The organism is Streptomyces sp. NPDC051214, from assembly GCF_040682375.1.
Lineage (GTDB): Bacteria > Actinomycetota > Actinomycetes > Streptomycetales > Streptomycetaceae > Streptomyces.
This window is the reverse complement of record NZ_JBFBAT010000028.1, coordinates 45,753-54,095: the sequence shown is the minus strand read 5'-3', so window position 1 is coordinate 54,095 and position 8,343 is coordinate 45,753. Positions and strand designations below refer to the sequence as shown.

At 64.1% G+C, this 8,343-nt stretch carries 8 protein-coding genes; 2 read left to right on the top strand and 6 right to left on the bottom strand.

Annotation, left to right across the window (positions count from 1 at the left end):
• Positions 1–189: 189 nt before the first annotated feature.
• The 5 genes from AB0M70_RS41820 to AB0M70_RS41800 all read right to left on the bottom strand — a co-directional run bounded on the left by AB0M70_RS41820 (position 190) and on the right by AB0M70_RS41800 (position 5,793).
• Positions 190–1,587: a RelA/SpoT domain-containing protein gene (locus tag AB0M70_RS41820; RefSeq protein WP_365829051.1), complete on the bottom strand. Its 1,398-nt coding sequence runs from the start codon at positions 1,585–1,587 to the stop codon at positions 190–192.
• A 1,298-nt stretch (positions 1,588–2,885) separates the two neighbouring features.
• On the bottom strand, positions 2,886–3,464 hold the full coding sequence (locus AB0M70_RS41815; RefSeq protein ID WP_365829049.1) for a hypothetical protein: 579 nt from the start codon (positions 3,462–3,464) through the stop codon (positions 2,886–2,888).
• A gap of 369 nt (positions 3,465–3,833) precedes the next feature.
• On the bottom strand, positions 3,834–4,100 hold the full coding sequence (locus AB0M70_RS41810; RefSeq protein WP_365829047.1) for a hypothetical protein: 267 nt from the start codon (positions 4,098–4,100) through the stop codon (positions 3,834–3,836).
• 69 nt (positions 4,101–4,169) lie between these two features.
• On the bottom strand, positions 4,170–5,144 hold the full coding sequence (locus AB0M70_RS41805) for a hypothetical protein (protein WP_365829045.1): 975 nt from the start codon (positions 5,142–5,144) through the stop codon (positions 4,170–4,172).
• Positions 5,145–5,391: 247 nt separating this feature from the next.
• The gene (locus tag AB0M70_RS41800; protein WP_365829061.1) at positions 5,392–5,793 is read right to left on the bottom strand and encodes a VOC family protein; all 402 of its coding nucleotides are present in this window, start codon (positions 5,791–5,793) and stop codon (positions 5,392–5,394) included.
• Between the two features lie 183 nt (positions 5,794–5,976).
• Between AB0M70_RS41800 and AB0M70_RS41795 the strand changes: the two genes are divergently transcribed.
• Entirely contained in the window at positions 5,977–6,633 is a 657-nt protein-coding gene (locus tag AB0M70_RS41795; protein WP_365829059.1) for a helix-turn-helix domain-containing protein, read from the top strand.
• Positions 6,634–6,757: 124 nt separating this feature from the next.
• The gene (locus tag AB0M70_RS41790) at positions 6,758–7,357 is read left to right on the top strand and encodes a hypothetical protein (protein ID WP_365829043.1); all 600 of its coding nucleotides are present in this window, start codon (positions 6,758–6,760) and stop codon (positions 7,355–7,357) included.
• Between the two features lie 22 nt (positions 7,358–7,379).
• On the opposite strand, the gene AB0M70_RS41785 is transcribed toward AB0M70_RS41790, so the two are convergent.
• Positions 7,380–8,219, bottom strand: a complete 840-nt coding sequence (locus AB0M70_RS41785; RefSeq protein ID WP_365829041.1) for a class I SAM-dependent methyltransferase — start codon at positions 8,217–8,219, stop codon at positions 7,380–7,382.
• Positions 8,220–8,343 lie beyond the last annotated feature (124 nt).

Sequence of the window (8,343 nt, the reverse complement as noted above, 5' to 3'; positions counted from 1 at the left end):
CAGGGGTCTCGATGGCCGTCAACCCCCACGCACCCACACGCGCCCCAACTGGCCCTTAGCGACGCGACGTTAGGTCCACAGACTGCCCGACTCGCCATGAGCTTACGGGGCCATGATCACTCGCCCCAAAGCAGCTCCAGCCCAAAGCCGCTCCACCGACCTTCTACTTTCCAAGCACCACGCCGCCAGCTATGAGAGCCATTTCTTGACGGCAGCGACCTGTCGATTACTTAGATTCGACACACTGCGTAGCCTTTTGAGCGTCCAAGTCGAATAAATAGATTTAACCTCAACCTCCGTCAAGGGATGCCCTAGACTACCGGAGAAGAGAAGCGATTTCGCAATGTAATCAAAATGCGTGCGCGAAATCGCTAGATCCTCCGAGTTCAACTGCCTTGCCTTGCGAGTCATCTCATTGAGACGCCCAATGTCGTTTGTGGTTTCGTCATCCCAATTGATGGTTTGCGATGCTTCAGCAAGCTGCCTATAGGCCGCATTCAAGCGGGCCGAATCGAGCAATGGGAAGGAGCGGTCCAAGTCTCTTAGGTTCATTGCAGCGGCCGGGACCCCTGGGGGAGTTGACGCCTTGGCAACAGCACCACCTTGGTAATCCCCCGGCAAAACATAGGAAGGAGGCTCATCCGTCACCCTGACGTTTGGAATCGCCTCCTTCATGAAACTTTTGAAGTTTCCGAGGCCAAACCATCCCTGACTCACCTCTTGGCCAAACTTTGTACGCAACTCCCATGCCAAGCTAGCTAGGTCCATTGGTCTCTTGAGTTGAGCTACGCGGTTACGCAGATACTCCGATGCAGCATCACGGATCGCAGGCTGAAACGGCGCCTCACCTACGGTCCCCGCTGCCGAAATAGACACAGCTGGCAAGTTTACCGAGAAAGTCTCGACATCTTTAGTGGAAAGCCGGTCAAGCTCCTGCCGCAGATCTTGCGCAATATCGTCCACGGTAGCTAGCAGGTCGGCCATACGGCGGCTCAGGGTGCCAACAAGCACTGGAGGCGTACTACCAGGCTTGTAAGTATCTTCATGGGTCAGTTCACCCCAGCCATCCTGGAGGAGAGTGCGAATCTGGAGCTCACACGTAATAACCTTCCAGCGCAATCCAGCGGGAACAGAAGTGCACAAGTTGATATGGATGGCGCGATAACCACTCGGCTTAGGCTCTTCCAAGTAGTCTCGAAAGGAGCTTTCTTGTTGCTCCAGCACGGGCTCTTGACCCGTCTGGAAAACCCTCAGGGACCTAACAATATCAACTACCCGCTGAACGTCAGATTTGTTGTTACACGTAACCCTGAGCCCGACCAGGTCGTCAACCACGGCAGGGATTTCACTGAGAGAAGTCAGCCTCTCCCTATATCTTCTGAGCTCCAGCTTTTTCCAGGTTCTCTCCTTCCCCTTGACTCGCCCGGGTGACACCTTTACCCTCACGCGCTCAATCTCGGGTAATTCGGCGTCCAAATGCTCACCCAAGGCGCGCGAAGCTGAGTTTTTCGCTACCTCAAGATACTTCTTAGCGTAGGTGTCAAACCATTCACTGAACTCTTCATACGTAAATGGCAGCTCGGTCATCGATCTCCCTTGTTTGATTTAGGGATGAAGATCGCTAGGAGCGTAAGGGTAGTAGAAGCGTGTCCCCCATCGCTACATCTTCGGAGACATTTGCTCTACGGGATGACGACACCTCTGTTACCGAGTATCGGAGGCGAGCAGACAGGCATCCGGAACAGGCGAACTCGCGAACAATTGATCGAAGGGACACGGCCGCCAACGGCCCGCGCAGGCGCAGTGGCCAGACTTAGAGTCCGAGAACGAACCAGGCAGATGGTCAAAGTGACCCTGGCGTCGCCTCCGAGGTCAAAGGCATGCTTGGGTAAGGCGGCGTTACCGGAGGGAAGTTGGGCGTGCACGACGGTATCGCCGCGCCTGTGTAGTTACGCCCGTGCGGCCAGCCGCCAGTGGCCTTAAGCCGCACCATCGGGGCTTCTCCCACGCGTCACAGCTCGGGCAGAGCGATTGCCCAGCTGGTACCTGGACGCCACGAACCACGCCGGCTTCACGGTGTGTGGGCCGACGGCAGACGGGATGGGACATGGTGAGAGCGGCGAGGGAAGAGTTGCTCTTCACTGACCGATCGTCACACTCGAAGTTTTTGGCCCGTGGGTGCCGCAGACTGTACCTATGGATGCAGGTCTCGCAGCGGTTCTTGGTGCAGTAGTAGGCGCATGCGGCACAGCCCTCGCAGCAGGGGTCGCGGGGTTCTTTTCACGAACGCAGACGTTGCATCAGCTAGCGGCTCAACAACAACAGACCGAGCGGCAGATACGTGCTGAACTGGCAACACAGCTGCGAGAGCCGCGACGGCAGGCGTACGCCAGTTACGCAGCAGAGGCCACGGCAAGGCTGGATACTCTGTGGTGGGTACGCGATGCGTTGTCTCAAAGCCCGCCGCAGCATGAAGCAGCCGAAGAGCGGATTAGGGCCAGTTTTGAGCCGTTCAGCAGCACTGCCTACGAGCGAGTCCTACTCGAGGGCCCTGAAGAAGTCGCCTTGCCTGCAGCCGATCTAGCAGCCGCAATCGAGGACGCGGCGCACATTTCGCTCACCTGGATCATGGACCTTGAGTCAGGATCAGCACCTCTTCAGCGAGACTATGCAGCGGAGCTGAGTCGAGCCACCGACACAGCCAAGCAGTGTCGACGTAACTTCCGCATGGCCGCCATGGATGCCGTTCGCTCGGATGGCTCGCAGCGCGAATTGGATCAACCGCACGTCCGAACGGCTGCAAACCCCTAACGGCTCCTGAAGTAGGGGCCATCAATGTTCACCCGTCCTACGCTCGGGACTTCGGGCGCCACAAGAACATCTAGTCAGAGCACCAGGTCGGCCAAGGCCTGAGCGACAAGACCAAGTACGACGAAGAACCAACCGAGCACCTGCTCGTGCAAGCCGCGGATCTCGCCGTGTTTGGCCTCTTCGTCCAAGGACGAGATGCGGGTCTCCAGTTCCGAAGCGACTCGTTGATCTGCCTCGCGGCGAGAGTCCTGTTCCTCTTTGAGGTTGTGCTCGACATCCTGCGTGAGTCGGTAGACCTGATTCAGGCGGCGCTCGATCTCGGTCGCGAAGGCCGCTGGTTCTTGTGTCGCGTCCGGCAGCGGGCCGAACTGGAGGAGGCCCCGGGCGTTCATTGCGGCCGACACTTCCAGGGCCGCGCCGAGAGTCCCCGTCACGGGAGAGGAAGGACGCCTTAGTAAGCGACGCACCCCACGAACAAGCGCAGTCCACCACCGGTTCAGCATCGCGGCTTCGGTCGCTAGCACCCGCTTGAAGAACCGTTCACCGGGCGCGGCAGAGCTCTTGAAGGTTCGGCGGAAGCCGTCAGCAGCAGCGGCTAGGCCGAGGGACTGACAAACAATGCTGGCCACAGTGAACGCAGTTTCAGCAGACACTGGTTCATCATGGGAGCCTAGACGAGATCGCTTCAGGCCATCGGCCAAAGTGTGCCCTCTACACCCATGGCGGGCCGCATCAGGTGAGTGTCTAACTGCGTGACCACCACGACGCACAACCGCGAACAACCGTGGACGTCAGCGGACCGTCAGCGCAGGTGACAGGCACAGCAGCCCAAGGACAACAACCGTCCCAAGTTGCTTCGGGACGAAGAGGTCGTGGGTTCAAATCCCGCCACCCCGACAGCTGAAACAGCAGGTGAGGCGCCTATCGGATTCGGTGGGCGCCTCACCTGTTTCTGTGTGCGTGTAGTCCTGCGTGAGCCCCCTGACCCATATTGCTGGTCAGGGGGCTCTCGTACGTTGCGGTCAGTTCTGCGTGCTGGTGCGGCCCCGTACCGCGTGTACGGCGGTGATGGTGGCGGCCAGCCAGAAGCAGGCGCCGGACACCGCGATCCCGGCCGGTGCGTCGAGGAGTAGTGCCAGGACGCACACCACGGCGAAGACGACGACGCCGCAGGCTATCGATGTCGTGTCACGCCAGGCGGGTGTGGTCGGTCTGCCTGCGATGAACAAGATCCCGATGGACAGGAGCACCATCAGGGCTCCGCTGTAGATGAGCCACGTGCTGCTCAAAGCCGATCTCCGCTCGTGTTGCTGGTGTTGCTGGTGTAGCCGTCTTGCTTGTGGGTGTTGCTGGTGCTTTTACTTGCAGTTTCCACCGGAGTACTGGCCCGGGATGAAGATGCCTGCGGCGAACTTGACCTTGATGCACTTCTTGGCGTTCTTCGCCTTCAGCGCCGTCGTGGTGATGACCGCGGCGTGTGCGCCCCAGTAGATGTTCAGGCCCGGCGGGAGGAAACCCAAGACCACGCCGGACAGAGCGCCGTTGTCGGCGATCGCCCTGGTCTCCTTCTTGTTGAAGTACGCGGTGCCCGTGACGATGCCCCACGTCATCTTCGGGTCGGCGACCACCGGGAACGCGGTGTTTTCAGTGGTCTCGACCGTCTGGATGAGGTCGTTGCCGTCCAGCTCGTAACTGGTGGGCACGCTCTTGCCGTTCGCGTCCTTGGCCCACGGCGCGTCGATCGTGGCGACCGGGACGTGGACGCCCTCGCCGGCCTCACGCGTGATCTCGTAGCCGCCCTGGCCGTCTTCGGTGATGCTCGCGTCCTGTGGGATGTCGAGGCGGAAACGGTGGGTCTCGGAAGCCTTGTCGTCCTTGAGCGTGACCAGCGTGCGGGCACCGCCCTCCTTGGTCGGCTGCACGGCGATGTCCGTGGCGGGGGCGGCGTCGGGGTAGATCACCGTGCCCGCGCCGGCCTTGACTCCGGCGACGTCCTTGGCGCCCGGCAGCGTCAGGCCGAACGTAGAGCCGCTGTCGTCGGCGGCGTGCAGGGCGCCGTTCGCCTTCTCCGGTGCGGTGACCGTGAGGGCGGCTCCGGCCGCGGCGGTGACCGCCTTGGCCGGCGTGCCCGGGGCCGCCGTCGACGTGGCGATGTCAGCTGTCCCCGTGGCGGATTCCACGACAGCGGCGGCCCTGGCCGCTCCGTCCGAACGCGGGGCGGTGGTGGCCGCGTTGGCCGGGATCGCCGAGGCGAACAGGGCTGCCCCGACCGTGGCGGACACAGCAGCCAGGGACAGCTTGCTGAACTGGTGACGGTGTGTGCTGTTCTGCACGCGCCGTACTCCTTTGAACGTGCTTTTGCAGGCAATGCTCGCAACCCGGCCCTGTAGGGGCGAGGGGTGCTAGTCGGGCCTTGTGGTCAAGATCAACTCCATCACGCCCAGAACGGACGCGCTGTGGTGGAAGCCATAATTCCGCCTCGAATTTCCTCAGATTGTAGGCAGTAGACCTCTATTGCCTTTCAATCTCAGGTCACTTGCTGGTGGAACCTTTGATGGCCACAGCCCGTCCAGGGTCGGATTACTCGGCCTGCGTGGGCTCTTCCTGCGTTGCCCACTCGACGAGCTGGACCACGACGCCGTTCGGGTCGGTCAGCTGGAACAGGCGCTCACCCCAGGGCTCTTCGCGCAGCGGCATCGTGATCGGGGCCCCGGCCTCGCGCAGGCGGCGTTCCTCGGCCTCGATGCCGGTGACGGTGAGCGCGAAGATCAGGCCCGTGGCCCGCTGGTCCCGCTGCTCGGGCGGGAGCACCTCGTTGCCGGTACGGAGCAGCACGATGTCGGCGGCTCCGTCACCGCGGGTCAAGGAAGCGAAGCCGTCGGCGGCCATGGCGACCTCGTAGCCGAGGTGCGTGCGGAAGAACTCACGCGAGGCGTCCACGTCGGCGACGGTGAGGGAGAGGGTGGAAGCGGTGACGTTCAGGGCAACTCCTGGCAGGTCTCGGGGTGTTCGGGCTCGGGTCTGGGTGTGGGTTCGGGTCTGGGGCGAATTTGCGCCCGTCCCCTCGGGGTAACTTTGCTACGGACGTAACTTTAGCCATGCCCACCCAGTCGGTCAAGCATAATTTTGCCCCGAGTGTAAGATCCCCTCATGACCGCCACCGAGATGGGGCTCCGCGAGTCCAAGAAGCAAGAGACCAGGCAGCTGATCTCCGACTGCGCCACCAGGCTTTTCATCGATCAGGGCTTCGAGCAGACGACCATCACCGAGATCGCCGCCGCCGCCCGCGTGGCCAAGAAGACGGTGACCAACTACTTCCCCCGCAAGGAAGATCTGGCCCTCGACCACCACGAGGCGTTCACCGGGGGGCTTGCCCGGACCGTCGTCGAGCGTGAGCCCGGTGAAGAGCCGCTCGTCGCCCTGGGGCGGACGTTCCGCGCCGCCCTCCTCGCGCACAGCCCCGTCGTCGGCTTCACCGGCCTCCCGTTCGCCCGCATGGTCGCCGACAGCCCCACCCTCACCGCCCGCCTGCGCGAACTGCACGACCTGCGTGAGGACTCACTCGCCGTCGCGCTGGCCGACGCCGCCTCTCAGACCAGTGCGGACGCCACCCCCAACACCGCCCCAGCCCTCGCCCACCGGGCCCACGCAGCCCTGATCGCCGCCGCCGACCGGCTCCTGTTCCGGCGCATCCAGGAACTCACCCTGGCCGGCCGTACCGACGACGAGATCGAGGCCACGCTGCTCCCGGAGGCCGATCACCTCCGTGCCCTTCTCGCCGCCGCCCTCGGCAATCGCCCTGCCGCCGAGTCCCCCTCGTGACGTCGCCGTCGAAATGGCCCCCACACGCCCCGTTCCGCTAGCCGTTCCGTGGTGCCACCATGCGGAGTCCAGGGGTGTCGAGGGGTGTCGAGGGGACCCTCGACGGGGGCGGGCGGAGGAACGAATGGCTGAGGTCTTCTTGCGGCGGCTGACCCGGTGGCAGGCGGAGCAGCAGCGGGAAGCGGTCGCCGACGTCTATGTCGAGGCCTACGAAGGGGACGCGGGCGCCGAGTACCGCGACCGGCAGGGATTCCTGCGGGTCTTCGAGAACACCGTGCAGCGGCCCGACTTCGACATGGTCGTCGCCGACGCGGCGGGCCTGGTCGGCTGTCTCTACGGCTACCGCGCGGACCGTACCGGCGACTGGTGGAAGGGGTTCCGGGGTGTTCTGCCCTCAGAGGTGGAGGAGAGCACGGCCTCGGGCCGGGTCTTCCTCCTGACCGAGCTGATGGTGGTGCCCGCCTACCGGCGCCTGGGCATCTCGGAGCGCCTGCGCACCCTGTTGCTCATACGGCACACCACGGATCTCGTCGTCGCGGTCATCAAGCGGGACGACGACCTGGGGCGCGAGGTCCTGCGCTCGTGGGGCTGGACGAAGCTCGGGGAGTTCGATCCGGCGGGCCCGGGTTCGACGGCCCCGCCTCGCCGGGGGGAGAGCGAGGCGGCGCAGCCCGACGGGCTCGTGTGGGAGGGGTGGGTGCGGCCGACGGGCGCGCGTCCCTGAGCTGCTCGCCCCGACGGAAACCTCAGGTCCTCGTCTCGCGGGCCTTGCTCGCCCGCAGGGAGTACATGAGGGGGATGCGGGGGCGCGATGCCGGGAACCGGTAGGCGCCGTCGCGGAGTTCGAGGGTGCCGAAGCGCTCGAAGAGGGTCGTGTCGTGTTCGTGGAGGAACTCGATCCGCAGGCCTGCCGACGCGAGGGCCGAGACGACCTCGCCCACGGGGTGCTGCCATTCCACGGTGCGGTTGTGGACCGTGGGGGTGGTGTTGTCCGCGTAGCCGCCGGGGGTCTCCTCGATCCAGGCGTCGCGGGCGAAGTAGTCGTACTCGATCCGTGAGCCCGTGGCGTCGTCCAAAATGTCCGTGAGCGGATGGAACTCCGAGAGGTAGAGGAAGCCGCCGGGCGCGACGAGCGCGGCCGCGGTCTCGGCCCACCGCTGGATGTCGGGGAGCCAGCACAGGGCGCCCACTCCGGTGTAGACGATGTCGTACGAGGAGTCCGGCACCGCATCCGCCGCGTCGTACACGTCCGCGGCGACGAAGGACGCCTGGTCGGCGCTGAGACCCAGCTCGGCGGCGAGGTCGCGGGCCGCGTCCACGGCGGGCTCGGAGAAGTCGAGGCCGACCACGCGGGAGGCCCCGTGCCGGGCCCACGAGAGGGTGTCGAGGCCGAGGTGGCACTGGAGGTGGAGCAGGGAGCGCCCGGTGACGTCACCGACCTCGGCGAGTTCGAAGGCGCGCAGCGGGTCCTTGCCCGCGCGGAAGGCCTCGAGGTCGTAGTAGTCGCTGGCCAGGTGGAGAGGCACCCGCTCGTCCCAGCGTTTTCGGTTGGCCTCGCGCCAGTCGGACGGGGTCGGTGAGTACATTCCAGAAAGTTATCCACAGGCTGGGGACCCTCGCCAGCGGATTGTCGGCGCGTACGTGCACTATGGGGTCCATGAGCGACTTGGGTGCGGGTGCAGGGAAGACGACGCCGACGGCTGCGGGCGG

Bases quoted from the DNA above. Each gene is read 5' to 3' on its own strand.
- AB0M70_RS41820 (WP_365829051.1), bottom strand. From the start codon at position 1,587: ATGACCGAGCTGCCATTTACGTATGAAGAGTTCAGTGAATGGTTTGAC.
- AB0M70_RS41795 (WP_365829059.1), top strand. From the start codon at position 5,977: ATGGGGCTCCGCGAGTCCAAGAAGCAAGAGACCAGGCAGCTGATCTCC.
- AB0M70_RS41790 (WP_365829043.1), top strand. From the start codon at position 6,758: ATGGCTGAGGTCTTCTTGCGGCGGCTGACCCGGTGGCAGGCGGAGCAG.
- AB0M70_RS41785 (WP_365829041.1), bottom strand. From the start codon at position 8,219: ATGTACTCACCGACCCCGTCCGACTGGCGCGAGGCCAACCGAAAACGC.